We start from the raw sequence: 26649 nt of genomic DNA, 5'->3' as shown, positions 1-26649 counted from the left end.
ATAACTAGTCGCCCCTGCAAAAACGCCGTTTTCAGATAACCAGCAATTCACCGGTCTCTGTTGATTCATCCGGTAATGTCGGAATTGACCATAAAACAGCCAAAATCATCCGCAAATACCGTCCATTTTCATAAGGCCAAAGAAGCTCGGCGAGCTTCCTCAGAACCTTCCTCAGGTTCAGGCCCACGCCGCACAGTACCGCGTGTATCTTGTCGCCCTGGAATCCTCTGAGGAAGCTCCGGAACATCAGGCCATCGCTTTTCAGGTGGCCGATGATCGGCTCGATACTATTTCGTCGGTGTTGTTGGTCAGGGTGGGCCTTGCCGCGCCCTCGCCGCTTGCCGGTGATATGAATTTTCGCGAGAAATGTGCTCTCACTGCCACGGTACCCCCGGTCGGCCAGCAGATGCTCCGGCATCTTGCTGGTGTGCAGAAGGACCCGTTTGAGCGCCGTGTCGACGGTGTGGCCATCGTAGGGGTTGCCGGTCAGGGCCTGGCAATCCAGCACAAAGCCCTCTTTGGCGGTGGTCACCACGCTGACCTTGGCGCCGAACTCATACCGGGTACGGGCCTTGCCCTTGGCAATACACACCACCTCTGGTTCGTGCAGACTGTAAAGCCGGGGTTTGACGGTGCGGTCGCCATACTGATTCAGCAGTTGAAGTGCCTGGTGGAGCTTGTGGTTCAGGCGCTCGGAGCGCTGCTCCATCGGACGCTGTTCAACGATGGCGTTGCAGACTTTGGCCAGATTCCAGTGCATCTGGCGCAGCACCCGGTGCATCCGCTTGAACTGGCGGGCATGGGCATAGCGGCCCACTTGCCAGATCATTCCCGGCAGCCGCTTGCAGAAGGTCTGGCGGAATTTGATGCCTTCGTCCTTGGCCAGCGAGCGCCACCAGTTGCCGGTGGCAGCGGCCCGCCAACCGGGCGTCACTGGGGTAGGCAATGGCCTTGGGCATGACCGTGGTGTCGATCACTGCGACTTTCAGGCTTTCCGGAGCGATGACACCGGTATCCTGGCCCAGGGCGATGCTCATTGTCAGAAGTTCACGGGCTCCGTCTTCGCCAATGCGGTGGCGGAACCGCATCATGGTGGTTTCGTCCATCGGGAACCGGTGCTGGAAGATCACTTCGCCGCAGAACTGTTGCCAGTAGGGGTTTTCCACCCAGCGATCCAGAATATCCCGGTCGGACAAAGCGTACATGTGCTTGAGAAGCTGCAAGCCCACGTGCAAGCGGATGGGAAGCCCAGGACGCCCGGCCTCCACCGCGTACAGCTGACCAAAATGCTGCTCGCAAGCCGTCCAGTCGATCCGCTTGCCCATCTGCACCAGTTCGTGCCGGGGGTTGAGGATGTCTTCGAGGTAGGTTTCCAGCAGGTCTCGCTGCGGTGCTTGGCGTTTATCCCGTGGGATCATGGGCTTTTCTTCCGGTTTTTGGGCGAAACGGGGAGATTTGTGGTGGAAATTATACCCTGAAATCAGGCCAACCTGCTGGCATCATTGGTGTTTTTATCTTTTGCAGGGCCGACTAACTAAAAGCCGGGTGTCTGCTGACTGGTACCTGATACCGAACCGGCTTTCTATCACCGTCGTTGAAGCCAGTCGCCTTGATTAGCCGCCCCGTGGGCGTGCCTTAATGCTATGAGCCAGTGCGCTTACACCGGCCCTGAGCCTGACGCTAACTGGAGCTACGCAGCCAGATCCTTGAATAGTGCCAGTGGCCGGTTAACCGATGAATGTCTGGTGCCCCTGACCCACCGATGGAACAACCGGTCAGGCTGTGGTCTAAAGCCACGTAAGAGAGCCCCTATATGTGTTTGCTGTAAGTGCCTGACAGCTCCGCGAGACTGACGAAGCAGGCGTTCTCGCTCATGGGTTTAGGTTGGCCGCTGGCGCGGCCAAAAAAATACTATTGCCTGTTGACTCAGAGAAGGCTCATATGTGTTATACATGAGTTTCCTCCGGAATCAGAGTCAATAGGTCGGTAACCCCAACGTCCGCGCCTGCCTGTGATAGCAAAGCAGAAACTTGCCCTCGATGGTGAGTCTGATGGTTAAAAAAATGAAGAACAAGGCTCGAATATCGCTTGTTGGCCGGAACCCCTTTGGTGTTGTGATAGCTGAGAATGAAATCCAGATCGCCTTCGGTTAGCCCGGCTACCCAGCTGGTAATTTGTCGGTCAAGCCAAGCCCGATGTTCAGATAAGCGACTAATATCCTCAAATACTATCTGGCTTAGGCTTGTCGGATTTGGAAGGTTGGCGACCTCCTGCAAGGAACCCTCGCAGGATGGATGGGTAGCAAACCGCTTCAGCCAGATGGTGTCACCAACGACGATGTGATTCAGAGTTCCAAGAATAGAGCCGAAAAAAGCTCCGCGATCCTGAGTTAAGTCTGTTGCAGGGAGCGAACTTGCAGACTCGTAAATTTTGGAATTCATCCATTGATTGTAAATGGACAACAATTCAAAGTGATCTTTCAGGCTCACCTGAGTTCCCTCTCATGTATAACGCTTTTGTTCAGCGGCGACCTTTTTGCAGCGAAGCGGAGAAAAGGGCGTCCGGTGGAGGGCCGCCAGGCCCGGAACATACTGGAACTATTTGTTATATTCTTTTGGTAGCGGACACTCATAGTTAACATCAATCATATCCAAGTTTTTCAAGCTAAAGTTGGCATACTTTATGTCAGATTTTGAGGTATTTACTTCAGGTTGAGCGTATATAAAAACAAAGGCAGTGGGTGTGTCTTTTTGATAAATCTTCTCCAGCCTAGTTGCCATTAGCTTTTTTATCTTATAATTATCTATGGTGCTATCAGCAATCATTACAGTGGTCGTAAGTTCATCATCCCTTTGCTTTAGTTTTTTCTTAAATTTTATCTGGTAGCCGCGATCAGATGGAAGCCTATTAACGAACGCCCAACCGTAGTATATGACCGGAAAATCTGGAAGGTCATCCAGGTCTTGCTCCCAAATACATTTGAATATACTGCTGTAGTAAACATCCTTACCTGAAATATTTATTCTTCGGAACTTTATAGAACCATCTTTCTTATAACGTATATATCTGCTGACGACTGAACGCACAGAGTACACTGTGCCAATACTGCCATTTTCCCGAAGCCTCGTTTCCTTCGTTTTCCTTGCACATTTTGGCTTATTAGCGCCTTGTGCCTTTGGCGAATCACTTTCTCGTGGCTCGTCGTAATAGGATTCAGGGCGATCAAGCTCAAAAACGTCAACGATGGACTGGTCAACGCTAAGACGCTCCTCCTTCACCGGAGTGCCGTCTTCATAGTGGAGGTTCAGTGGTATATTTTTGCTTATCTCACAGTCTCTTGAGTGATCCCCATAAACCCTAAAATGAGGTACCACTTTCATATCTTGAATGTCTTCATCCAAGTTAGCGCACGTAACTTGGGCCATGCAGCCAGTGCCTGGGCATATGAATTTTTTCTTGTCGGTTATATTTCCAGACCAATAAAGATCATATGCTCTATCAGGATCAAGGTAATCCCGAGCTTCAATGCTATAGGCTACATCTAAAGACAACGTTCAACTCCTCCAAATATCACAGCAATTAGTCACCGTTTTCCATAAGGATGGTTCTTAGATCGTTCGCCGTGAGGAAGCCTCGAAATTGGACTATCGCTGCATATATTCCAACAACCAGACAAGAAACCCTTGCCGAAATGATTGCCCAACCTACCCATATTGGGAGACTTGAGCTCGCGCCATAGATAACTTCGCTAATGCCAAAAAGCGTTCTTTCCAAGAGAAGCAGCAATATTATCAATGCTATATTATAGATAACTTCACGCTTCAGATCGCTCAAGGCCTTTAATGCATGCTTATACTTATTTGGCTTATTTTTTGAAAGTTCTTTTGGGATATCCTTAGTTATGCCGTCAAGATAATTATATAAAGCAAAGGAAAGGGCGCCAAACAATATTGCAATAGTCACAAAGGCAGAAAGAGTATTTTCAAATACAGGGGTAGCCATGCCACACGAAAAGTAAAGTGCGACAAAGGATAGCCCGCTAGATATTAGAAAAGCAATAATCAGCTTGAGCATATCATGTGCCAAATTTACCGGCTATGTAGCGAAATACCCTCTCCACCATTCGCTTATCTCTTTCGCCGCGAGTTGAGGAGGGCTCGCCGGTCTCAAGATCTAGCTGGCCCTCCTCCTCATCGCCATTGTGTGTCGGCACCTCTAACTCTATGGTTTCTGCAGTATCAGCGCTACTGTGAGATTTTTTGCCCCCGTGATCTCCCTCAGTGGTCACTCTCCACGTCCCTTCGCCCTCTTCTATATATTCAATGTAATCTGACGTAGGCTCTTTTGGTACTTCTAAAGAACCTGAATCGTTTTTCATTTTTAAGATAATTTCATCCTGACCGAACAGGTCTTTTAATGCCGCTAAAGCCTCTCTTGCCTTGACGTTCGTCTGCAATATATTGGGCGATATTAGTCGAAGCTCTAAATTATATAGTTTATTGTGAGTGCCTACGATTTCCCAGAATTTACCTTCCGTAGGTTTGGGCTCCACAAAAACTCTATGGTTATAAACTGCAAGAGTCGGTTCACGCAGACCGGCCTCAATAGCCGTACATATTTGAGATGGGGTCCCAAACCGCCAATCCTTCTGGACGAAAACAGTCTGACTCACAGAATCGAATACCGCTACAAGCGGAATCCAATCATCTTCCTCATGCTCAATTATGTCTCCAGGCACTTTCTCGCCTACGTGAGCTTTGCGCAATTTTGCGATCTTACCGACAAAGAAACGATTTTCGGGGAAGGTTTCGTTGCGGCTTGGGTTAACAGGGGCAAAACCAACAAAGCTATATTTGACTCCATTCTTGATCCAGTCCCGTTCTGGAACAAGGGCGTCAAGAACGGCCGCACCTTTTACCGCTGGCAATGGCTTAGGATTAATCGAGCGCTGGTCCTCTTCAATCAGAAAGTATCTGAGAACTACGAAGGGTCGTTCTTGATCCATAAGCATGAGATCCTTTTAAATATAACGAATGATATGGACTCCCCCTGCTCCCACGGCATCAGTCATGTGCCACATTGAAGGTGTCTGACATCTTCAATCCGAAGCAGGAGGAGTCATCATGAATGTTACAACCATTGGCATCGATCTGGCGAAAACTGTGTTCAGTATTCATGGCACCAATCAACACGGCAAGGTCGTGGTTCGCAAACGGCTCAATCGCCCCAAACTGTTGGCGTTCTTCGCACAACTGCCGCCGTGCCTGATCGGCATGGAAGCCTGTTCCGGTGCCCATTACTGGGCTCGGGAGTTAACCAAACTCGGCCACGATGCCCGGATCATTGCGCCCCGCTTTGTCGCTCCGTATCGCAAGAGCAGCAAGAACGACGACAACGATGCCGAGGCCATCTGCGAAGCCGTCAGCCGGCCCAATATGCGCTTTGTTCCAGTTAAGACTGAGGACCAACAAGCGGTACTGTGCCTTCACCGCATTCGCCGTGGGTTAACCAAAGAGCGCACAGCCCAGATCAATCAGATTCGCGGGCTGTTAGCCGAGTTCGGACTGATCATCCCCCAGGGGCGCTATCATGCCCGACACCGGATTCCCGAAATCCTGGAAGATGCCGAAAACGGTTTACCCATGCTGGCCCGGCGTTTACTCAACAACATCAACCAGCGCATTCTCCAGCTCGATGAAGAGATCCTGGCCTATGACCGGGAAATCGAAGCCATGGCCCGGCGCGACGAGCAGGCCAAACGGTTGATGGCCATTCCCGGCATCGGCCCACAAACAGCCACTGCGATATTGGCCAGTGCGCCGGATCCCAGACAGTTCAAAAGCGGACGACACTTTGCCGCCTGGCTCGGGCTCGTGCCCAGGCAGTACTCGACCGGAGGCAAGCCCCGGCTGGGTAGAATCACCAAGCGCGGGGACAAGTACCTGCGAACACTATTAATCCACGGCACTCGAGCGGTGATTGCCAAACTCGACGACAAACACGATCAACTCAGCGAGTGGGCCAAAGGGTTGGTGGAACGCCGCGGCTACAAACGAGCCGCCGTGGCATTGGCCGCCAAGAATGCCCGGATTATCTGGGCACTGTTGATGAACCAAACTGAGTTTAAAACACAGCCTGCAGAGGGCTGATAACGGGCAACAACGACAGGCAGAACACGCCTGCCAGCCGAGTCTTGCAACGGCAAGCGATGACGGAACGGTCAGACCGAGAGTGATTGAACCTGTTGTGCTTTGCGGCTGATACAAGCCGACTAACGAATGAGGTCATCACTCACACGCATCATCATCCTGGCCCGGGCTGAAACGCCCACACAGAGGCCGAATGTAGAGCTGCAGTCTCAAACCGCTTCGGAATCAAATGGCGTTGCTTGACCGCAGGGGGAGTCCATGTAGCCGAAGCACAGCGGCGACCTTGGAGTGGCGACGAAGGAGCCACGTAAAGGGCGTCCGGCGGCCATCGGCCGCGTACTGATGCGTTTTGTTAGCTTTGTTCGACAATAACATACGGACAGGCTACGTAATTTTTTGCATCATCTACGTGCCACATCACTCGGGCCAGGCATTTCACTGGAATACCAATATTTCCCTTTAAGGCCGAAGACGCACCGAATATCTCAGAAAACCCCGGGGCCAAATAGCTTTGGTTAGCTACAAAAGCCGTACGCTCGCCATTATGATTAAGTTGATAGAACTGGTATCCGGCCTCTTTGCTACCAGAGCTCTTCCATTCGCCGAGAGTTAGCTCTCCTTCCAGCCATAAAACCTTGGTACCTGAGTAGTTTTCAAACTCTGAGAAGTTATCGTATTCATCTATCAACTGGTTCCAAATAGACTGGAACATCTGTCGCGAGGTGACTGAAAAAGTACGCGATTCCTGGGTCGTAACACCCGCGTGAGCAAATAAGGCGTTAATTCCGGCGTTTCCGCCTTGCTGCTTGGTGATAGTTGCAGCCGGATCACCGCCAATTTTTTGCTCGTACTTTCTCGAGACAAACTCCAAGTCGAGATAGATAATTTTGTCGTCATTGACAGACATTTCCGCTCCCTAGATTCAAAGCTAACAGCGTATTGGATAGCAGTCTTCATTATTGCGATTATCTGACCGCTTCATTATCATCACGCACCGAAAATAAAGCTTGCTGGCCAACGGCGCTCCAAAAATACCGTAAGATCATATAACTACAAGCCCCAAAAAGAAGCAAGCCAGATCCCGCTTAGCAATATCAACGCAGTCGCATTTTCGCCAATTACAACGCGCTAAAAAATCTGCCAACCAACAAAAAGGCCTGGCAGCTTCCGCAACCAGGCCTTTTCATCACTCAGCGGTCAATCACCTCAACCGCACTTGCTGTCGCCGCAAGACAGGCAGGTGGCGCATCCGTCCATCACAATCACCGCTTTGGTGCTGCACTTGCCGCACATGGTGGCGTTGGCGGGGTAGTCGCTGCCGCTGTCGTCGTTGGTGGCTTTGTTCTGGCTGGCTTCGAACTCGGCGCGTTTCTCGGCGAGGATGCGCTTGGTGGTTTCACTCAGCTCGTCGCTTTCCAGCAGGCCGATGGCCTTCAGGTGTTTCTCGATCACGGCGCCGATTTCGGCAACCAGTGATGGCATGAACACGCCGCCTTTCTTGAAGTAGCCGCCGTTGGGGTCGTACACGCTGCGCAGCTCTTCCACCAGGAAGGTTACGTCGCCGCCTTTGCGGAATACCGCCGAGATTACGCGGGTGAGGGCGATAACCCACTGGAAGTGTTCCATGGATTTGGAATTGATGAACACTTCATACGGCTGCCGGCTTTCGTGGTCGGTGTCTTCGTTCAGCAGGATGTCATTGATGGTAATGTACATCGCGTGCTCAGCCACCGGCGGTTTGATCTTGTAGGTGGTGCCCAGCAAGAAATCCGGCCGTTCGATGTTTTCGTTCATCTCCACCGGCTTGGTTTCAGCTATCACCGGTGCCTGATGCTCGTTCGGGGTTTCCGTGTCGGCTTTCTTGACTCGGTAGCCGACAATCTTGTTGCTGATTTTCACTGTCATGTTCGTTGTCCTGTCTGTCGGTTCCCGGGATCAATATTTTCCGTAAGTGCCTTCTTTAAGCGCATCAAACAAGTTGGCGGCGGTGTGGGTTTCGCCGTCGTACTCTACCTGTTCGTTGCCCTTGAGGGTCACTTTGCTGCCATCGTCCAGGGTGAATTCGTACAGGGTGTTTTCAAGGTCTTTCTCTTTAACCAGTACGCCCTGGAAGGCTTCCGGGTTGAAGCGGAAGGTGGTGCAGCCTTTCAGGCCCTTGTCGTAGGCGTACAGGTAAATGCCTTTGAAGTCCTGGTACGCGAAGTCTGTGGGCACGTTGGCGGTTTTGGAAATGGAGGAATCTACCCATTTCTGTGCCGCTGCCTGAATATCCACGTGCTGCGTGGGGGTTACATCATCGGAGGTGGTGAAGTAACTGGGCAGCTTTTTGTCTTCGTCTTCGGAGAAGGGCATAGCGCCGGGATTGACCAGATGGCGGTAGGCCAGCAGCTCGAAGCTGAATACGTCCACTTTCTCTTTGGTTTTACGGCCTTCACGGATGATGTTCCGGGCGTAATGGTGCGAGAAGCTTGGCTCAATGCCGTTACTGGCGTTGTTGGCCAGCGACAGGCTGATGGTGCCAGTAGGCGCGATGGAGGTGTGGTGGGTAAAACGGCCACCTTTCTCGGCCAGCTTTTTCACCAGTTCCGGCTCAACGTGGCCAATCTGCTGCATGTAGCGGCTGTACTTGGCGTGCAGCAGCTTGCCTTTGAGGATGTCGCCCACTTTGTACCCGTCTTTGGCCAGGTCCGGGCACTTGTTCATCATCTTGGGCGTGATTTCAAACTCGTCTTCCATGATGGGCGCCGGGCCTTTCTCTTCAGCCAGGGCCAGAGACTGGCGCCAGCCTTCCACGGCCATTTCCCGTACCACGTCTTCGGTGAACTGCACGGAATCGTCAGAGCCGTAGGGCATGCGCAGCATGGCGAGGGTAGAACCCAGGCCCAGGATGCCCATGCCGTGGCGGCGCTTGTAGGTGATTTCATGGCGCTGCTCGGCCAGCGGCAGGCCGTTGATTTCCACCACGTTATCCAGCATGCGGGTGAAGATGCCCACTACCTTGCGGTACTTCTCGTAGTTGAAGCTGGCTTTGTCGGTGAACGGGTAGTCCACAAACTTGGTCAGGTTCACGGAGCCCAGCAGGCAGCTGCCGTATGGGGGCAGGGGCTGTTCACCACAGGGGTTGGTGGCGCGGATGTCTTCGCAGAACCAGTTGTTGTTCATCTGGTTAACTTTGTCGATCAGGATGAAGCCTGGCTCGGCGTAGTCGTAGGTGCTGGTCATGATGGTGTCCCAGATGAACTGGGCTTTCACCGTCTTGTAGATGCGGCAGGCCACTTTGCCTTCTTCGTTTACCACGTAGCCGTCCTGAACCGGGAAATCGCGGTACAGGAACTGCTCGGCGTTGTTCAGGTCCAGGCCTTCGTCTTCCACTTCCTTCTTGGTGACGGGGAAGGAGAGGTGCCAGTCGTCGCCGTTGCGTACGGCTTCGATGAAGTCTTCGGTGATCAGCAGAGACAGGTTGAACTGGCGCAGGCGGCCGTCTTCACGCTTGGCCTGGATGAATTCGATGACGTCGGGGTGGTGTACATCGAAGGTGGCCATCTGGGCACCGCGGCGGCCACCGGCAGACGATACGGTGAAGCACATGCGGTCGAAGATATCCATGAACGACAGCGGGCCGGAAGTGGTGGCGCCGGCGCCGGCGACGTAGGCACCGCGGGGGCGCAGGGTTGAGAACTCATAACCGATACCACAACCGGCCTTGAGGGTAAGGCCCGCTTCGTGGTTTTTCTCCAGGATGTCGTTCATCGAATCCTGGATACTGCCGGATACCGTGCAGTTGATGGTGGAGGTGGCAGGCTTGTGAGCTTCCGCACCGGCGTTGGAGGTGATCCGGCCAGCCGGAATGGCACCGTTCTGCAGGGCCCAGAGAAACTCCTTCATGTACTTGTTGCGTACATTCTTGTTCTCCACTTCCGACAAGGCCTTGGCAACGCGCTCGTAAGTTGCGTTGATGTCTTTGTCGACCGCTTCGCCTGTCTTGGTCTTCAGCTGGTACTTGCTGTGCCAGATATCAAGCGACGCTTCCTGCATGGGAATCGTTGTGATCACTGCCTGTGCCTTAGCGTTCATTGCCACCCTCGGTTTCCAGTATGTCTCGTTTTGATGGTGCCGTCGCCGGCGCCATGCCCCTTTTTTAATGGTGTTGCGTTCTTACTGCCGGCCTGTTTTTGGGTCAAAAACACTAGATGTGGTATTTACCTGGCGGAAGGTGCCGCCTGTTCAGAGCCGGTGGATTGCCGTTATCTTGCTGTCGGAGTTGCTTTTGCCGGCTTTCCCGGCGCCCGCGCGGCGGGCTGTGTGATTGTTATTTGCCCTATATATGGGCTTCTTGTTCGTGGAGTATAACAGGATATAGTGGTCTGTGAATAAGAGAGCAACTATTGAATGAGCTTTGAGTGCAAAGAAAATCAATGGAAGAATACTTGCAACGCGCAAAATGCCTGTTGTGTGGGCGTTCAGCGCGGTTTCGGGGGAATCACTAGATGTTGTGGTTAAAAAGCGTTCAGTGAAAATTGTTGTGATAGATGGACATGCTGATTGGCTCTGCCACCATCCGGGTGGATACCGCCACGGATACCCTGAGGCTGTTAGCGGATTTCGCCATTGACGACCTGGCGATTACCAATACCTCGATGCGCATTTACGGCCACTAACGGCTTTAACGGTGCAATAGAAAACGGGGCCTTCGTGGCCCCGTTTTCTATTGCGGAAATGGCTTAGCCCAGCAACAGGCTGTCGTCGTCCACTGCCAGCCCGCGCTGTTTCTCGAACAGGCCAAGCAGATCTTTTACTTCCAGGCCTTCCCGGTCTTTACCGGCAATGTCGAACACCACCTGCCCCTGGTGCAGCATGACTGTGCGGCTTCCCACTTCCAGCGCTTGTTTCATGCTGTGGGTGACCATCAGGGCGGTCAGCTTCTGTTCTTCAATGATCTTTTGTGTGAGTTCCAGAACAAAGTTGGCGGTTTTCGGGTCCAGGGCTGCGGTGTGCTCGTCCAGCAACAGGATGCTGGAGGGTGTGAGGCTGGCCATCAGCAGGCTGACGGCCTGGCGCTGACCACCGGAGAGCAGGCCCATTTTGTCGCCCAGGCGGTTTTCCAGGCCCAGTTTCAAGGTAGCGAGGCTGTCCCGGAACTGTGGCAGGTACTTGCTTTTTACCGCTGTGGTGAGGCCACGGCGCTGGCCGCGCTTGATGGCCAGTGCCAGGTTTTCCTCGATGGACAGGTTCTCACAGGTGCCGGCCAGGGGGTCCTGGAACACCCTTGCCACTCGCGCCGCCCGTTTGTGGGTGGGCAGGCGGGTAACGTCCTGGTTGTCGACAATAATCTGGCCGCTGTCCACCATCACCTCGCCCGAGAGGGCGTTCAGGAAGGTGGATTTGCCGGCCCCGTTACTGCCGATAACGGTCACAAACTCACCCTGGTTAACGGTCAGGCTCATACCCCGCAACGCCGGGTTTTCCAGTGGCGTACCCTTGCCGAAGGTGAGCCGTAGATCGGTAGCGCTGATCATAGTGTCTCCTCAGGCTTTGTTGCGGCTGAAGCGGTTAGTGAGATTGGTACGAACGCCAGGCAGTACAATCGCCAGGGTAACCAGTACCGCAGTAATCAGGTTCAGATCCTGGGCCTGCAGGCCAAGAACGTCTGCATTCAGTGCGAAGGCAATGGCCAAACGGTAGATGATGGCGCCGATCACGCAGGCCAGCAGGGCGCGCATAACGGTAGACGGAGTGAGTACCGCCTCGCCGCCAATCAGGGACGCCAGGCCAATAACAATCACGCCCACACCCATGGTGACATCGGCGGCGCCCTGGCTCTGGGCGAACAGGGCGCCGGCCAGGCCAACCAGGCCGTTAGACAGGGCTACGCCGAGGATAATCATACCGCCAGTGGCGATGCCCTGTGCCCGCGCCATGCGGGCGTTGGAACCGGTAGCGCGCATGGCCAGGCCGGTCTCCGATTTCATGAAACGCCACAGCAGCACCAGGGATACCGCCACAACGATCAGGAACAGAATCACCGGTACCTGATGGAACTCCAGGCCGAGGGAATACCAGGGCGTCAGCACCGTTTCTTCTGATAGCAATGCGATATTCGGCCGGCCCATGATGCGCAGGTTTACCGAGTACAGCGCAATCATGGTCAGGATGGAGGCCAGCAGGTTCAGGATGTTGAGTTTGACGTTCAGGATGGCTGTCACAGCACCTGCCGCCATGCCTGCCAGCGCGGCGAAGCCGGTGGCGACCCACGGGTTCCAGCCTTCCAGGATCAGAACGGCGGCTACGGCGGCACCCAGGGGGAAGCTGCCGTCCACTGTCAGGTCGGGGAAGTCGAGAACACGGAAAGAGAGGTAAATACCAAAGGCAACCAGGCCGTAGATCAGGCCGGTTTCAAGAGCACCGTAGAATGCGATTTCACTGAGCATGGGTAGTTAATCACCGTGAAAGAAAACGGGCGGGCCCTTTTGGGGTCCGCCCGTGTTGGTCAGGCGTTACTTGTCGCTTTTGACGACTTCTTTTGCGTCCTGGATGAGGTCTTCGGACAGGGTAATACCCATGCGCTCACCGGCGGCCGGGTTTACGTAAAGGTCCAGCTCTTCCATGGTTTCAACGGGCATGTCGGCGGTGCTGGCACCTTCCAGAATGCGCACAACCATGGCGCCGGTCTGGCGGCCATGGTTGTAGTAGTTGAAACCAAGAGCGGCAACCGCACCACGCTCAACAGTGGCGGTGTCTGCCGCGAATACCGGAATTTTGGACCGCTCGCCAACGGAAATGACCGCTTCGGCAGCACTGATCACGGTGTTGTCGGTGGTCAGGTAGATGGCATCTACCTTGCCGACCAGCGAGCGGGCCGCACCCAGCACTTCAGAGGTCTTGGTGGCAGCACCTTTAACCAGTTGCATGTCGCGGGCCGCCAGGCGCTCTTCGAGCAGATCGATCAGCGCGGCGGCATTCGCTTCACCGGGGTTGTAAACGGTGCCGATGCGCTTGGCATCCGGCATGACGCGCTGGAGCATGTCCAGGTGCTGTTCAATGGGCAGCATGTCGCTTACGCCGGTGATGTTGGCGCCGGGAGCTTCCCAGCTTTTCACCAGTTTGGCGGCCACAGGGTCAGTTACTGCTGAGAACACAACCGGAATGTTACGGGCCGCGGCGGCCACGGTCTGGGCAGATGGGGTAGCAATGGCAACGATCACGTCCGGGCTTTCACCCACGAACTTGCGGGCAATCTGGGAGGCAATCGCTGAGTTGCCCTGGGCGCTTTCGTGCATCAGGCGAAGGTTTTCACCCACGCGGTAGCCGCGCTCGGCCAGTTCATCTTTAATGCCTTCATGAGCGGCATCCAGCGCCGGGTGCTCAACAATCTGCGTGATGGCAACTACACGGGTTTCTTCAGCCTGAACCAGACTTGCTGCTGCCAGCAGCGAAGCGCCGATCAGGGTGCGCAAGGTCTTCTTGGCCATATGCCCATCTCCGAGTCAGTGACTGATTTCCCCGTTTGCCGGGGCGGAAAAATGAAAGTGCGCAAGTTTACCACAGGGATACAGGTTTCGGGGTAGGGATGGGCGATACTTTATCAGTTGCTATTGCGCATTTGTCTGAAATGCAGATATTTTGGTTTTGTCACGTTTTGACGTGCAGGGGTGTGTTGAAATAGGCTACGAAAGTCTAATAATACGATACCCCCCCAACTATAAAGACAAACTAGGAAGGTCCATGGACACAACAAAGAAACTTCCCCTCGATATGCTGTACCACTGGGAAGCCACGAAAGCTGATTCCCCTTACATGACTCAGCCGATTGGCAACGGCAAGGTGGTTGAATACACCTGGGGCCGGGCAATTGATGAAGCCCGCAGGATGGCATCCTACCTGAAGTCCCTTAACCTGCCGGAAAAGAGCCGTATTGGCCTTATTTCGAAGAACTGCGCGCACTGGATCATGACTGACTGGGCGATCTGGTTGGCTGGCCATATTTCCGTACCCCTGTACCCGACCCTGAATGCGGATACCGTCAACTACATCCTGAACCACGCCGAATGCGAGGTTCTGTTTGTGGGCAAGCTGGACGACTGGGACAGCATGAAACCGGGCGTTCCGGATTCCGTGCGTTGCATTTCCTACCCTCTTAGCCCGCCCAACGATTTCGAGACCTGGGACGACATCGTGGCCAAGTACCCGCCGCTGGAAGGCCAGGTACACCGTGAGCCGGAAGAGCTGGCAACCATTGTGTACACCTCTGGCAGTACTGGTCGGCCCAAGGGTGTAATGCTCAGCTTCGAAAACATGGCGTTTGCCGCTGCTGGTGGCATTGAGACTCTGGGTGTGGGCCCCGAGGAGCGCATGCTGTCTTATCTGCCGCTGGCCCACGTGTTCGAACGTACCTTTGTGGAGTTGGGCTCTCTGTATGCCGGCTTCCATCTGTACTTTGCTGAGTCCCTGGATACCTTTGTTCAGGATCTGCAGCGGGCGCAGCCGACGCTGTTCCTGTCTGTGCCTCGCCTGTGGGTGAAGTTCCAGCACGGCGTGTTGCAGAAGGTGCCCAAGGAGAAGCTGGAGCGGTTGCTGAAGATTCCGCTGGTCAACAAGCTGATCAAGAAGAAAGTCCTCAAAGGCCTTGGCCTCGACAAGGTCAAGCTGGCTGGCTCCGGCTCTGCGCCGTTGTCCAACGATGTGCTGGACTGGTACCGCAACCTGGGCCTGGAGCTGCTGGAAGGCTACGGCATGTCTGAGAACTTCGCCTATTCGCACATGAACAAGCCGGGCCGTACCCGCACCGGTTACGTGGGCGAGGCGCTGCCAGGTGTTGAGGTAAAAATCAGCGAGCAGGGCGAAGTGCTGGTGAAGAGCCCGGCCACCATGATGGGTTACTACAAAGATGAAGAGAAAACCAAGGAAGCCTTCACCGAAGATGGCTTCCTGAAGACTGGCGACAAGGGCGAGATCGACGAGATGGGCCGCCTGAAGCTGACCGGCCGCATCAAGGAGATCTTCAAAACCAGCAAGGGCAAGTACATTGCCCCTGCGCCGATTGAGAATCGCCTGATGTCGCACGACGCCATCGAGATGGTATGTGTGTCTGGTGCCAACCAGACCCAGCCCCATGCCCTGGTGCTGCTGGGTGAGGAGATTCGCCCGAAGATGGCCGATGAAAGCTTCCGCAAGGAAATTGAAGAGAGCTTCACTCAGCTGATCAAAGACGTGAACAAGACCGTTGATCCCCACGAGCAACTGGCGTTCATTACTGTGGTCAGCGATGAGTGGTCCATCGAGAACAGCTTCCTGACCCCGACGCTGAAACTCAAGCGTAACGTGGTTGAAGACGCTTACCAGGAGAAAGTGGATAGCTGGTACGCGAAGAAGCAGCCGGTTATCTGGCAGTAATGGCAGAACGCTCTACGCGGTAAACAGGAAGGCCCGGCAAATTGCCGGGCCTTCCTGTTTCTGAATCCGCTACGGAGCCCGCCGAAATCAGGTCATGGTTCTGGAATTGGAGATGGACCGGCTCATCAGAATGATCGGAATGATGCCCGCCAGCACGATGATCAGGGAGGGCAGTGCGCTGTGGTACAGCTTCTCATCCGAAGCAAACTGGTACACATAGGTGGCCAGGGTTTCGTAGTTGAATGGACGCAGTATCAGGGTGGCGGGCAGTTCCTTCATGCAGTCTACAAACACCACCAGGGCCGCGGTCACCAGGGTGCCCCTGAGCATGGGCAGATGCACCTTCACCAGGGTTTTACCGGGTGTGTGACCCAGCGAGCGCGAGGCCATGTCCATGCTCGGTGTGATTTTTTGCAGGGCGCTTTCCACACTGCCAGCGGAAACCGCCAAAAAGCGAACCGTGTAGGCAAACACCAGGGCAAACGCAGTGCCGCTCAGCAGCAGGCCGGTGCTGAAGCCAAAGTAATCCCGCATCAGGCCATCGAACCAGTTGTCGAAACCGGCCAAAGGAATAATCACACCAACCGCAAGCACCGCGCCGGGCATGGCGTAACCCAGGCTGGAAAGGCGCATCAGCACTTGCATGCCTCGGGTATTGTGCAGCCGGCGGCTGTAGGCGAGGGTAACGCCAATCAGCAGGGTGGTCAGCGCTGCGGTACCAGACAGGAACAGGCTGTTAAAGGTGTTGCGAATGAAGTTCGGGTTCCAGCTTTCATCGAAGTATTCCCATGCGTAGTAGCCAAGGGTGGCGCCCGGAATAATGAAACCGAAGATCAGAGGGACGGCGCATACGGCCAGGCAAATCATCTGGCGCGGAAAAGACATGGTAAAGCGGTGGATGGGGTCGCGGTTATCGCGGGCGGCAAATTGTTGCTGGCGCCTGCGGGAGTATCGCTCCAGGGTAACCAGGATCACCACGAACATAAGCATGGTGGTGGCGATCTGGGCCGCTCCGCCCAGGTTGCCCAGGTTCATCCAGGTATCGAACAGGCCCAGGGTGAGGGTTTGTACGGCAAAGAAGTCGACGGTGCCGAAGTCGTTCAGGGTTTCCATCAACACCAGTGACAAACCTACCGCGATAGCAGGGCGGGCAATGGGCAATACTACCCGGAAAAACGTACTGATGGCGGAATGGCCAAGACTGCGGCTGACCGCAAACAGTGACGGCGATTGCTCCATGAAGGCGGCGCGGCCCAGGAGATAAACGTAAGGGTAGAGCACCAGGCCGATCATCAGGACCGCCCCTTCCAGGCTGCGAATCTCCGGGAACCAGTAGTCTGCGGCGCTTTGCCAGCCAAACCATTCCCGTAGGGCTTTCTGGACCGGCCCAGCGTAGTCGAGCAGGCTGGTATAAACGTAGGCAATCACGTAGGCCGGCACCGCAAAGGGCAGCAGCAGGGCCCACTCGAAGAATTTTCGCCCCGGGAACTCGCACATGGTGACCGCCCAGGCGGTGGAAAGCCCGATGATCAATGTGAGAATGCCCACGCCAATCATCAGTTTGATGGTGGTTGTGAGGTAGCGGGGGAGGGTGGTTTCCATCAGGTGTGGCCAGATGTTCTCATCAGGGAACAAGGCCAGGTAAAGCACAGAGAAGACCGGTAAAGCGACAATGGCCGTGGTGATCAGGGCACTGATCATCCATCGTTTCGAGGTGCGTTTGGCCAGAAGTGGTTGCGAAAGCCCCGGATTGGCACTGGAAACGACCTCGGTCATGCTTGTCCCGTTATGAAAGTGGTGATGAGAAGAATTGCGATTTTAGATACTGAGGGGGCTCACTGCAATGACGGGGGTCATTTCTGTCTCTGAAAAAGACACTAAAAAGGGTACCAGCGTGCTGTTGGTACCCTTTCTTATAAGCGCCCGGAGTCGGCGCCAATTGGCCGGCCGTTCCGGTTAGCCGTCGTAGTCGACGCGGTCAATCAGTCGAACGGCTGCGTTGCGGTTGTTGGCGATTTCCTGCAGCGACAGACTGTCCGGCTTCATTTCGCCCCACTCAGCAACCATGCCAGTTGGTTTGATTTCCGGGTTTGCCGGGTACTCAGAGTTGGCCTCGGCGTAGATGCGCTGTGCGTTCGGTGAGGACAGGAACTCGATCAGCCTGATGGCGTTGTCCTTGTTCGGCGCGCTCTGGGTAAGTGAAATACCACTGATGTTAACGTGGGTGCCGCGATCATTGGTGTTCGGGAACACCAGGTTGACCTGCTCGGCGGTCGGGCGCTGGTTTTCGTCCATCAGCATGTTGCCGTAGTAATAGCTGTTACCCAGGGCAACATCGCATACGCCTTCTGCGATGGCTTTGATCTGGTCACGATCACCGCCCTGAGGCTTGCGTGCCAGGTTGTTTTTAACGCCCTGCAGCCACTCCTGAGCCTTTTCTTCGCCATGATGGGCGATCATGGAAGACACCAGCGCTACGTTGTACGGGTGCTTGCCGCTACGGGTGCAGATACGGCCTTTCCATTTTGCATCGGTCAGGTCTTCGTAGGTGCTGATCTCGCCTTCTTCAACCCGGTCTTTGGAGGTGAAGATCAGGCGACCACGGGTGGTCAGGGCAAACCACTTGCCGTCCGGGTGACTCAGGTTTTCCGGAATGTTCTTGTTAACGGTGTCGCTGTCTACTTCCGCGACCAGGTTTTTTTCAACCAGCTCGTTGATGCGGGAGATATCGACCGTCATAACCACGTCGGCCGGGCTGTTACGGCCTTCACGTTCCAGACGTTCTGCCAGACCCTGCTTGGCGAAGACAACGTTGGTCTTGATGCCGGTTTCATCGGTAAAGGCGTTTAACAGCGGCTCCAGCAGATAAGCCTGACGGTAGGAATAGATGTTTACTTCGCCATCGGCGGTGGCAGCCATTGGTGTAGCGGTCAGGGCGATGGCAACGGCAGCGGCTAGTTTCATTCGCATAGTGTTTTCCTTCCTTTTGTCTGGCTCACCTGATAGATAAACTCACAGGCAGTTAAAAACGACAACTATTCTCATTGCTATCACGGTTTGAGTCAATAACGCCGGAGGGATATTTGTGTAAAAATGGTGTTATGCTTGATAACACTATAAAAAACAGGCCAAAAGCAGGGTTCCCGGGGTATGGTAGACAACGATCGCAGAGTGCACAGCCGCACCGCTTTGAGTGCGAAAGTTAAGGTGGTACACGAACAGTTTGGTGAATTCGTGTTTTCAACCCGGGATATCTCGGACGGAGGCGTATTCATCGTACTCAACGACGAGCCTTTTGCGCCGCAGTTAGGCGACAAGGTAACCGTGCAGGTGCAGGGTTTGCCGGTGCCGGCACCTACACTCGATATGGTGGTGGTGCGGCAGACCAACGACGGTTTTGGTCTGCAGTTTGACCAGAATGATGAATAGTCCGTGGAATGTCCCCGCCCAATCCCGATAATGGAAGCCTTCGAGTCTGAGTTTTGAAAGGACGGCTTTACTGATGACTTTCGCTTTTTCAGGGCGTTCCGGGTTAGTGGCGATGTTGTGTTCATTGCTTGTGTTGAACGGCTGCGCCAGTTACTACACACACTATGCGATGTTCCCGGCCGAGACCTCCGCAGGCGAAACCCGCCAGGTGAGGGTGTCCTGGCAAAGTGCCGAATACCCCGGCTGGTGGCTGGCCAACAACAAGGCGACGCCTATCCGGCTGGAAACCCAGTGCAGCGAAAGGGTGTGGCGTATCACTGACCAGAACCACAGTGACAGCGGCGCCTGTGCCGAGGGTATCAGGGCCTGTGGTGAGCCTGGGAAAGACCGAATCGCAGCCACTGGCCAGCCGGCTACGGGCAAGGATGTGTGTGTAGCGGTTGAGCAGGGAGCGACCCTGCAGGGTGTCGCCGATATAGGGTCGAGTTTCGGCCTGCTGGTGAGCTGCCGGCCGGAATCTGTAGTGGTTAAGCGGGGTGATGACGAGGTAAACATGGATTATCTGCGTCCGTCGCCGGTTGCTTATACCGTTCACGCCAGAAAAGTTCCCAGGGGCACGCTCAGCGCCCGCCTGCCATCGTTCAACGAAAGTGAGTGTAAAGAAGACTGACGAGTGTGGCATTCAGCCTGTGATGCCGTTCACGATGCTACATTTCGTTGCGGTTTGATAACTTGCGTTACTCTTTGTTTCCTTTCTGTGGTGTTTGGATACCAAACTGTAATGGTGTCTTTTAACCAGAGTGGCAAACTGGTTGATATCCAATAATCCAGTTTTCTGAGGTGTGCGGTGGGAGTCCAGCAGAAGAAAATCGCGGTTCATGATCTGGAGGTCGGCATGTTCGTGTCTGACCTGGATCGGCCGTGGCATCAGACCCCGTTCCCCATTCAGGGCTTCTATATCCGCTCCCAGAACGACATTCGGGCGCTGGTTTCCCACTGCAAGTGGGTGATGGTCGATGTGGCTGAGAGCCGGGATTCTGCCGCCCTGAGTAAAGAGACCGGAAAATCCTTCCGTAAGGCGTCCACCAGCCGTACCAACGGCCGGGAGGAGCTGCAACTGGCTCCGTTGAGTATTCGTGAGCCAGTCATCTACCAGACCGCCACCACGCTCAAGAGAGAAGTAAAGGCTTCCCGCCGTTTGCTAGCGGATGCCGAGAAAGCGCTTAAGGAGACATTCGCGACAGCCCAATCTGGCCAGATGCCGGATCTTCGGCCGGCTGCCGAGGTGGCCCGTAAAATGGTGGCAAGTGTTGCCCGCCAGCCGGATGCGTTGTTGTGGCTGAGCCGCACCCGTCAGTATGACGATTACATCTATCGCCATGCGATCAATACCGCCGTTTGGGCGTTGGTCTGTGGTCGTCAGCTTGGTCTGAATGAGGGCCTGCTGAACCATCTTGGCACCGGTTGTTTGCTGTCTCAGGTGGGCAAGACCGAGCTGCCGAAAGACCTGCTGATGCGCGAGCATCAACTCGGGCCGGAGGAATACGCGGAGTATCGTAGCTACGTAACCCGGGGCGTGAAACTGCTTGAACACGCCGGCTTGTCACGTGCGGTGATGAGTGTGGTGCAGGGGCATCGGGAACGTCACAACGGTTCCGGTTTCCCGCAGGGGATCCGTGGAGACCGTATTCCGCTGCTGGCCAAGGTGGCTGGCATCGCTGAGTTTTTTGAATCGATGACGGCACCCCGTGATGATCAGCAGCCCTTGACCCCCGCTAAAGCGGTTTCCCTGCTGTACGACATGCGCAATATCGAATTCCAGGAGGACCTGGTTGAGGCCTTTATTCAGGCCATTGGTATCTACCCGACCGGTTCACTGGTGGAGCTGTCCGACGGCCAGCGGGGTGTGGTGGTTTCCCACTCGCCAGAGCGTCGTCTATGGCCCCGGGTGATGGTGATGCAAGGCCCGGATTGCCAGCCCCTGAAAACCGCCAGGATTATTGATCTGGCGAAATTCAACCAATCCCGTCCGGCCTCTGAAGCGGTGACTGTAAGGGACTGCCTGCCCCACGGAACAGAGGGATTGGACCCAGCCCTTTACGATGTTACCGGTGGCGAATTCCGGTGGTCGCTGAACAGTCTGATCAATCGATAACAACCCGCAATTGTTTGCGTACCCAGCGGTAGGTGTTGCCTGGTCTGAAGTTGATCAGCAGCTCCGATTCTCCGCCACTGGGCCCGGCCACAAAGTAGTCTACGTCTGCGTCTTGCCAGCTCCAGGAGTGGACAACGACATCCTGCTCCCGTTTGCTGATTGCCTCCAACTGAGCTAGTTCTGGCTCCCCACCGATCTTTCGGATTGCAACCGTCTTGATTTCGGTGTCGCTGGCGGCATGGTTGGCTTTATGGTCTGCCAGGTAATAGCGGCGCCCGATTTCCCGGGTGATGGCATTCAGCTCCCGGCGTAGATAGGTTCTGGCCCGTTCGTTGTCTGCATCTTCCAGGGTCCGTACGGCCTGGAGAATCCGGTTACGCAGGTTTTCCAGGTCTTCCCGGTAGTCGGTATCCGGATCAATGTCGTCGTCGTTTTCCGGCCGTGGCGGTGCGTTGTTGATGTCGTCGTCTGTGGGTGGGGCGGAGCAAAGCTCGTCGTCCTCCGGGTAGAAGCAGATCTGCGCCAGTAGTTGATTGGCGGGTGAGTCTTCTGCGGTGAACTCCGCCTGGTTGACGTTAAAATTCAGGGCCTTGGGCAGGTCCGGGTTGTCCAGGGCGGCGTTTAACTGGTCGACGACTCTTGTGCGTATATCAATGCCTGAGCCTTCAGGTACATTCTCTGTCCAGTTCAGGGCCATCAGAAACCGCGTCATGTTCAGCAGGGTGATGTTGTTGAGCTGCTGTTGTTCGCTGATGGTGTGATCCCGAAGTTCCTCGTCATTTACGCCGGGGGTGTTGAGGGCGTCCCGGGTCTCTGGCAGAAATTCGAGAAAGGTTACGTATTCCCGTGCCGGAACGTCAGAGACAATGGGCAGATTGCCAACGTTGAACGACAGGGTTTCGCCGGGATAGTAGCGGAACCGGCCCTGATCATCGGTTGTGCCGGTCTGGCTGGCGGTTTGGTAATCGAGACCACTAACCCCCAGAAAGTGCACACGCCCGGTACTGGTGTCGTCTGAGCCGGAACTGCCACCGCTGTCCAGGCAACCTGCCAGAACAAACGCAGCGGAAAAAGGTAAGAGCAGGCGGGTGAGGTGAACGAATCTCATAGTGTGTCGTACAATCCCTTCGCGTTGGCCTGGCGCATCCGGTGCCGGGTGTCAGGCTTTTTGTAAGTTGTTGTAACAGCATTATAGGGAGGGCGGCCGAGGTATATCGGGAAACCTGTCGCAGTTTCTGCGTTTGCCGGTGGTCTGCCTGGTTGTGCTCACCCCCCCCCCCTTGATTTTCGTCAGATCGCCACAATCACCTAGCTCTCTACCTATTTGCCGGTTTCGGCACACGTTCCTCTCAGATAACGGTTTGGTTATGACCTACGCATTGGAAATTGAAGGGCTGGTCAAAAGCTACAGCAGTGGCTTTCAGGCGCTTAAGGGGATTGATCTTCAGGTACAGGAAGGCGATTTTTTCGCACTTTTGGGCCCGAATGGTGCTGGAAAATCCACCACCCTGGGCATTGTGTCTTCGTTGGTGAACAAATCCGGTGGGCGGGTGAAGGTGTTCGGCCATGACATCGATACCGAACTGTCCGCCGCGAAGCTGAACCTTGGCGTGGTGCCACAGGAGTTCAATTTCAACCAGTTTGAAAAGGTCTTCGACATAGTCACCACTCAGGCCGGTTACTACGGCATTCCACTCAAGCAGGCCAGGATCTCGGCGGAGAAGTACCTCCGGAAACTGGGCTTGTGGGACAAGCGAGACACCCCGTCGCGGATGCTGTCTGGCGGTATGAAGCGGCGGCTGATGATTGCCCGTGCGCTGGTGCATGAACCACGCCTGCTGATTCTCGATGAGCCCACCGCCGGCGTTGATATCGAACTGCGCCGTTCTATGTGGCAGTTCCTGGAAGAAATGAACCGCCAGGGCACCACGATCATTCTGACCACTCATTATCTTGAAGAAGCCGAGGCGCTTTGCCGCAATATTGCGATCATTGACCACGGGGAGATTATCCGGCACACCAGCAAGCGCGAGCTGCTTAAACAGCTGAGTGTGGAAACATTCGTGCTGGATCTCGAGCAGCCCGTTGATGCCGCCCCGGAGCTCGAAGGCTTTTCTTGCGAACTCAACGACGACGGGGCACTGGAGGCCGAGGTGGCCAAAGGGCAGGGCCTGAACGCCCTCTTTGTTGAGCTGGAAAAGCAGGGCATCAAGGTAATCAGCATGCGCACCAAAGCCAACCGGCTGGAAGAGTTGTTCGTGCGCATGGTGGAAGATAACGCCCGTGAGACCAACCGGCAGGCGGAGGTGACGGCGTGACCTTGCATGCTTTGTGGACCGCGTTCTGTACCATTGTACTTCGGGAGATTCGCCGGTTTACCCGGATATGGCCCCAGACTCTGTTGCCGCCTGCGGTCACCATGACGCTGTATTTTATTATCTTCGGCAACCTGATCGGCTCGCGCATTGGTGAAATGGGCGGGTTCGACTATATGCAGTTCATTGTGCCGGGGCTGATCATGATGGCGGTGATCACCAACTCCTACGCCAACGTGGTGTCATCGTTTTTTTCCATGAAGTTTCAGCGCAGCATTGAGGAGCTTCTGGTGTCGCCGGTTCCCAACTGGACTATCCTGGCCGGTTACGTTGCGGGCGGTATGGCCCGGGGGCTGAGTATTGGCCTGGTGGTTACCTTGCTGTCTCTTGCTTTTACCCGGTTATCGATTCACAGCCTGCCCATGGTGGTAATGACGGTATTCCTGACATCGGCGTTGTTTTCCCTGGGGGGCTTTATCAATGCCATGCTGGCCACCAAGTTTGATGATATTTCCATTGTGCCCACGTTTGTGCTGACACCGCTGACGTACCTTGGTGGGGTGTTCTACAGCATCGATATGTTGCCGGGGTTCTGGCAGGGCGTGTCGATGGCCAACCCTATACTCTATATGGTGAATGGTTTCCGCTTCGGCATACTGGGTGTTTCAGACGTTAATCCGTTCGTCTCCCTTGGTATGATTCTGGTTTTCATTGTCCTTTTGGCGACCATTGCACTGCGTATGCTTGCCCGGGGCAAGGGTATCCGCCACTGACAGGTTTCAGGAAAAACTATGGCTTTGCACAATGCGCCGCTGGGTAAGTCCAGCGACTATCCGGATCAGTACGATCCGTCCCTGTTGTTCCCGGTTGCCCGTGAGGAAAACCGCCGCCGTATCGGGCTGGAGGATGGCCGCTGGCCATGGTTTGGTGAGGACCTCTGGCAGGCGTGGGAGATATCCTGGTTGCGCCCGGGCGGCGTGCCAGCAGTTGCCTGGGGGGAGATCCGTTTTCCGGCGGCGTCGCCGTCGATTATCGAAAGCAAATCCCTGAAGCTCTACCTGAATTCCCTGAACCAGGCGGTGTTCTCATCGGCGGATCAGGTTGCCGAGACCATTACCGCAGACTTGTCCAGTGCCTGTGGTGCCGCCGTGACTGTGCGGCTGTTCAGTGTCGACGAATCCGCGCCTGCGGAAGGTCGGCCGCAGGGCTATGAGCTGATTGATGACGAGCCGGTAGACGATGTGGTTTACGAATACTCGGCAGATTCACTCAGCGCAGGCGAGGAAGTGGTCAGCGAGCAGCTGTGTTCCCACCTGCTGAAAAGCAATTGCCCGGTCACTGGTCAGCCTGACTGGGCCAGCGTGTTCGTTCGTTATACCGGCCCGAAGATAGACCGTGCGGGTTTGCTGCGTTACGTGGTCAGCTTCCGCCAGAAGCAGGATTTCCATGAGCACTGTGTGGAAACCGTGTTTACGGATTTGATGGCCCGGTGCCAGCCAACGGAATTGATGGTTTGTGCCCGGTACATGCGGCGTGGAGGGCTGGATATCAACCCGTGGCGCAGTACCCGTGCAGAGGGTGATGCCGGACCGAGGTTGGTCCGGCAGTAGTTAGTCGGCGTCGTCTTCCTGACGCAGCCGGTCGGCTGCGTCTTCCAGGGCGGCGAGTACGTCTCTGCGTTCCCTTTCGGTGATCTTGTCGGAGTCCAGGTACATGGCAAAGCCGCTGTGTTCATGCTCGAGGAAGCTACGGTTCGGGCCCATGTCCCGGCGGAAGTCCACCACTTCGTAAATGGGCACCGGCTTGCCGAAGCCCTTCACGGTGATCTCGCCTTTGTCCCGGCACATGATGCGATCTTTGATCAGAGAGAAGGTCTCGTAGGACACCAGAATCTCGCCAGGTTCTGCGAGGCTTTCCAGCCGGCTGGCCAGGTTCACCTCCTTGCCGATAATGGTGTAGTCCATCCGGTTTTCGGCGCCGAAGTTGCCCACCGTGGTGTATCCGGTGCTGATACCCATACGGATCTCAAGCGGGGTTTTGATACCCTGGCTTCGCCATTTCTGGCGCATGATCTTCATATGCTTGCGCATGTCGATGGCCATCGACACACAGGCGAAAGCATCTTCTCGCTGGCCGCGGCTGGTCGGGTCGCCAAAGAAGATCATGATGGAATCGCCAACGAATTTGTCGATGGTGCCACCGTATCGGAGAGCGACTTCTGACATTTCATTGAAGTAGTGATTGAGCAGTTCGGTCAGGGCTTCGGGTTCCATTTCTTCAGACAGTTCGGTGAAGCCCTTGATGTCGGAGAAGAACACGGCCAGTTTTTTGCGCTGGGTTTCCAGGCGAACGTCACGCTCGCCGGTAAAAATGGATTGCCAGACCTGCGGGGACAGGTATTTGGATAGCTTGTGGGAGAGTGCGATGGACTGTTCGCGCTGGTTCTGGATCTGGGTTTTTGCCAGCAGTAGCGTGCGGGCCTGCTGGTGGGAATAGTAGGCGGTTACGCAAATATAGACGCCGGTAGAGGCCAGGGCCAGGATGCTGGTCAGCAGTGGCGATTGCAGGCTGTCGGCAACGCCAAAGGTAGCTGCAGACGCCGCAAGTGAGGCGAGCATGAGTACGGTGCCGAACAGCCACTGGCGGATACCGCCCACAATCAGGCAACTGAACATCAGCATTAACAATATGGACACCGAGGGAATGGCAATCAGGCCGATAAGGCCGATGAAGGTGCCACCAATAACGCAGTCGAGAAACAGCATCTTCTGCCGGATTCGTGGTGAGCGGCGAAGAAACGTACGCCTGGTCAGCAAATGGGCGATGTGCGGCCAGGTAAGTGCGCCGGCCACAAACCACAGCAACCATTGCTGAAACACGCCCTGGAGGATTCCGGCGACAATAATCGCGGCCGTTGCGGTGTAGGCGATGATTCGGCCGTTGTAATCCGGCATGGGCGGAATGGCCACGGTGTGGTCGTGGATGTCCGCGGAAGCGAGCTTACCCGCGCTGCTGGCGACATTGCGCAAATCGGCCTGTGCGCTCATCATGTCAGAACCGAGTCTTCCCGGTGGCAGGAATACAGGGCCCTGCAGTTGCGAAAAGCTTGTTGGTCACTCATTGTATGCCGCCGAACACGTTATCGTTGTTGGTGGTTATTTTTCTATGTGTAGTTACTACTAAAGGTTAACAGTATTACGTATAACCCACA

The 26649-nt window shown here is 55.1% G+C and carries 23 protein-coding genes and 1 pseudogene; 9 read left to right on the top strand and 15 right to left on the bottom strand.

The genetic code is table 11. From position 1 onward, the window contains the following. Positions 1–31 precede the first annotated feature (31 nt). The 5 genes and pseudogenes from ASQ50_RS20750 to ASQ50_RS02605 form a co-directional block, all read right to left on the bottom strand. A pseudogene (locus tag ASQ50_RS20750) lies at positions 32–1418 on the bottom strand (IS5 family transposase). 528 nt (positions 1419–1946) lie between these two features. Beyond that, the gene (locus ASQ50_RS02620; RefSeq protein WP_058091134.1) at positions 1947–2489 is read right to left on the bottom strand and encodes a DinB family protein; all 543 of its coding nucleotides are present in this window, start codon (positions 2487–2489) and stop codon (positions 1947–1949) included. A 108-nt stretch (positions 2490–2597) separates the two neighbouring features. Further along, a complete protein-coding gene (locus ASQ50_RS02615) occupies positions 2598–3551 on the bottom strand; it encodes a hypothetical protein (protein WP_058091133.1) in 954 nt (317 codons plus the stop codon). Between the two features lie 28 nt (positions 3552–3579). Continuing rightward, positions 3580–4074 (bottom strand): hypothetical protein, encoded by a 495-nt coding sequence (locus tag ASQ50_RS02610; RefSeq protein ID WP_058091132.1) that lies wholly within the window; start codon positions 4072–4074, stop codon positions 3580–3582. Between the two features lies 1 nt (position 4075). Then, positions 4076–5005 (bottom strand): hypothetical protein, encoded by a 930-nt coding sequence (locus ASQ50_RS02605; protein WP_058091131.1) that lies wholly within the window; start codon positions 5003–5005, stop codon positions 4076–4078. Between the two features lie 118 nt (positions 5006–5123). Here ASQ50_RS02605 and ASQ50_RS02600 point away from each other — a divergent pair, with 118 nt between their 5' ends. Further along, positions 5124–6149, top strand: a complete 1026-nt coding sequence (locus ASQ50_RS02600; RefSeq protein WP_058091130.1) for an IS110 family transposase — start codon at positions 5124–5126, stop codon at positions 6147–6149. A 352-nt stretch (positions 6150–6501) separates the two neighbouring features. On the opposite strand, the gene ASQ50_RS02595 is transcribed toward ASQ50_RS02600, so the two are convergent. From ASQ50_RS02595 to ASQ50_RS02585, 3 genes are all read right to left on the bottom strand, one after another. Continuing rightward, positions 6502–7056 carry a hypothetical protein gene (locus tag ASQ50_RS02595; protein WP_058091129.1) on the bottom strand — a complete coding sequence of 185 codons (555 nt, stop codon included), beginning with the start codon at positions 7054–7056 and terminating at the stop codon, positions 6502–6504. A 299-nt stretch (positions 7057–7355) separates the two neighbouring features. Beyond that, a complete protein-coding gene (locus ASQ50_RS02590) occupies positions 7356–8054 on the bottom strand; it encodes an NrdJb (RefSeq protein WP_058091128.1) in 699 nt (232 codons plus the stop codon). 30 nt (positions 8055–8084) lie between these two features. Further along, a complete protein-coding gene (locus tag ASQ50_RS02585) occupies positions 8085–10223 on the bottom strand; it encodes an adenosylcobalamin-dependent ribonucleoside-diphosphate reductase (RefSeq protein ID WP_058091127.1) in 2139 nt (712 codons plus the stop codon). Between the two features lie 455 nt (positions 10224–10678). On the opposite strand from ASQ50_RS02585, the gene ASQ50_RS21605 reads away from it, so the two are divergent. Beyond that, on the top strand, positions 10679–10807 hold the full coding sequence (locus tag ASQ50_RS21605) for a hypothetical protein (RefSeq protein WP_264754030.1): 129 nt from the start codon (positions 10679–10681) through the stop codon (positions 10805–10807). 63 nt (positions 10808–10870) lie between these two features. Here ASQ50_RS21605 and ASQ50_RS02580 read toward each other — a convergent pair whose 3' ends face one another. The 3 genes from ASQ50_RS02580 to ASQ50_RS02570 form a co-directional block, all read right to left on the bottom strand. Beyond that, positions 10871–11665: an ABC transporter ATP-binding protein gene (locus tag ASQ50_RS02580; RefSeq protein ID WP_058091126.1), complete on the bottom strand. Its 795-nt coding sequence runs from the start codon at positions 11663–11665 to the stop codon at positions 10871–10873. Between the two features lie 9 nt (positions 11666–11674). Beyond that, on the bottom strand, positions 11675–12577 hold the full coding sequence (locus ASQ50_RS02575) for an ABC transporter permease (RefSeq protein WP_058091125.1): 903 nt from the start codon (positions 12575–12577) through the stop codon (positions 11675–11677). 66 nt (positions 12578–12643) lie between these two features. Beyond that, positions 12644–13618, bottom strand: coding sequence for an ABC transporter substrate-binding protein (locus ASQ50_RS02570; RefSeq protein ID WP_058091124.1), 975 nt, complete (start codon positions 13616–13618; stop codon positions 12644–12646). 253 nt (positions 13619–13871) lie between these two features. On the opposite strand from ASQ50_RS02570, the gene ASQ50_RS02565 reads away from it, so the two are divergent. Continuing rightward, a complete protein-coding gene (locus ASQ50_RS02565; protein WP_058091123.1) occupies positions 13872–15539 on the top strand; it encodes an AMP-binding protein in 1668 nt (555 codons plus the stop codon). Between the two features lie 87 nt (positions 15540–15626). Here the strand turns inward: ASQ50_RS02565 and ASQ50_RS02560 are convergent, their stop codons facing one another. Continuing rightward, positions 15627–17315 (bottom strand): ABC transporter permease, encoded by a 1689-nt coding sequence (locus tag ASQ50_RS02560; protein WP_058091122.1) that lies wholly within the window; start codon positions 17313–17315, stop codon positions 15627–15629. Between the two features lie 180 nt (positions 17316–17495). Then, positions 17496–18509: a Fe(3+) ABC transporter substrate-binding protein gene (locus ASQ50_RS02555; protein WP_058091121.1), complete on the bottom strand. Its 1014-nt coding sequence runs from the start codon at positions 18507–18509 to the stop codon at positions 17496–17498. A gap of 180 nt (positions 18510–18689) precedes the next feature. On the opposite strand from ASQ50_RS02555, the gene ASQ50_RS02550 reads away from it, so the two are divergent. From ASQ50_RS02550 to ASQ50_RS02540, 3 genes are all read left to right on the top strand, one after another. After that, entirely contained in the window at positions 18690–18968 is a 279-nt protein-coding gene (locus ASQ50_RS02550; protein ID WP_058091120.1) for a PilZ domain-containing protein, read from the top strand. Positions 18969–19041: 73 nt separating this feature from the next. Continuing rightward, positions 19042–19638 carry a hypothetical protein gene (locus ASQ50_RS02545; RefSeq protein WP_058091119.1) on the top strand — a complete coding sequence of 199 codons (597 nt, stop codon included), beginning with the start codon at positions 19042–19044 and terminating at the stop codon, positions 19636–19638. 177 nt (positions 19639–19815) lie between these two features. Next, a complete protein-coding gene (locus tag ASQ50_RS02540; protein WP_058091118.1) occupies positions 19816–21123 on the top strand; it encodes an HD-GYP domain-containing protein in 1308 nt (435 codons plus the stop codon). Here the strand turns inward: ASQ50_RS02540 and ASQ50_RS02535 are convergent. Further along, positions 21113–22231, bottom strand: coding sequence for a hypothetical protein (locus ASQ50_RS02535; protein WP_058091117.1), 1119 nt, complete (start codon positions 22229–22231; stop codon positions 21113–21115). The two genes, ASQ50_RS02540 and ASQ50_RS02535, sit on opposite strands and share 11 nt — an antisense overlap. A 259-nt stretch (positions 22232–22490) precedes the next feature. Between ASQ50_RS02535 and ASQ50_RS02530 the strand changes: the two genes are divergently transcribed. From ASQ50_RS02530 to queF, 3 genes are read left to right on the top strand one after another with little or no spacing between them, the layout of a single operon-like run. After that, positions 22491–23441 (top strand): ABC transporter ATP-binding protein, encoded by a 951-nt coding sequence (locus tag ASQ50_RS02530; RefSeq protein WP_058091116.1) that lies wholly within the window; start codon positions 22491–22493, stop codon positions 23439–23441. Next, positions 23438–24211 carry an ABC transporter permease gene (locus ASQ50_RS02525; RefSeq protein WP_058091115.1) on the top strand — a complete coding sequence of 258 codons (774 nt, stop codon included), beginning with the start codon at positions 23438–23440 and terminating at the stop codon, positions 24209–24211. Before ASQ50_RS02530 ends, ASQ50_RS02525 begins: the two co-directional genes overlap by 4 nt. 18 nt (positions 24212–24229) lie before the next feature. Then, a complete protein-coding gene (queF, locus tag ASQ50_RS02520) occupies positions 24230–25048 on the top strand; it encodes an NADPH-dependent 7-cyano-7-deazaguanine reductase QueF (protein ID WP_058091114.1) in 819 nt (272 codons plus the stop codon). Here the strand turns inward: queF and ASQ50_RS02515 are convergent, their stop codons facing one another. After that, a complete protein-coding gene (locus tag ASQ50_RS02515; RefSeq protein ID WP_058091113.1) occupies positions 25049–26488 on the bottom strand; it encodes an adenylate/guanylate cyclase domain-containing protein in 1440 nt (479 codons plus the stop codon). Positions 26489–26649 lie beyond the last annotated feature (161 nt).

The organism is Marinobacter sp. LQ44, from assembly GCF_001447155.2.
In the GTDB taxonomy this organism is placed as follows: domain Bacteria; phylum Pseudomonadota; class Gammaproteobacteria; order Pseudomonadales; family Oleiphilaceae; genus Marinobacter.
The sequence above is the reverse complement of the archived record's forward strand: the minus strand, read 5'-3'. Positions and strand labels throughout refer to the sequence as shown.